Here is a 505-nt window from a genome sequence, read left to right on the forward strand (position 1 = left end):
CGCGCGGTGCAGCCAGTCGAGGGAGTGGGTGGGGTTGCCCATGGTGACTTGTCACAAAAGGAGGTGGAAACACGTTAACTGAGTCTGCACCGGTTGTCTGCCGGGGTCTTGTACGATTGTGCAGGTGTTGGGCGAGGCACATCGGGTAGCGAATCGCTGACCGCCCGTGGTAAGAAGCCTTACTTTCAATAGTGAGGTCGGGTCATGAGCAAGGTGCGGGTAGGGATTATTTTTGGGGGCCGTTCGGCTGAGCATGAAGTCTCGCTGCAATCGGCGCGCAACATCGTCGACGCCCTCGACCGCTCGCGCTTAGCTGAGGACGTGGTGAGCGGAACCTCACCCTCGTTCGCGCTGGTGAAGCTCGCGGACGCCTGCCCCCCCGGCTCGTCCATCATGCCGAAGAAGCGCACCCCGGACGCCGCCGCCCTGGTGCGCGCCCCGGCCGGGCGCTGCGGCGGCGCGCTCACCGCCCTCCTGGTGGTGATGAAGGGCAGATCGGAAGAGC

Annotated in this window: 1 protein-coding gene; it reads left to right on the forward strand. The window is 64.6% G+C overall.

What is annotated here, in order from left to right:
* Positions 1 to 204 precede the first annotated feature (204 nt).
* Positions 205 to 505: lyase family protein (locus D9R14_RS22770; RefSeq protein ID WP_245420941.1), on the forward strand; the 301-nt coding region annotated here is incomplete at its 3' end.

Origin of the sequence: Xanthobacter tagetidis, assembly GCF_003667445.1 — a bacterium.
In the GTDB taxonomy this organism is placed as follows: Bacteria; Pseudomonadota; Alphaproteobacteria; order Rhizobiales; family Xanthobacteraceae; genus Xanthobacter; species Xanthobacter tagetidis.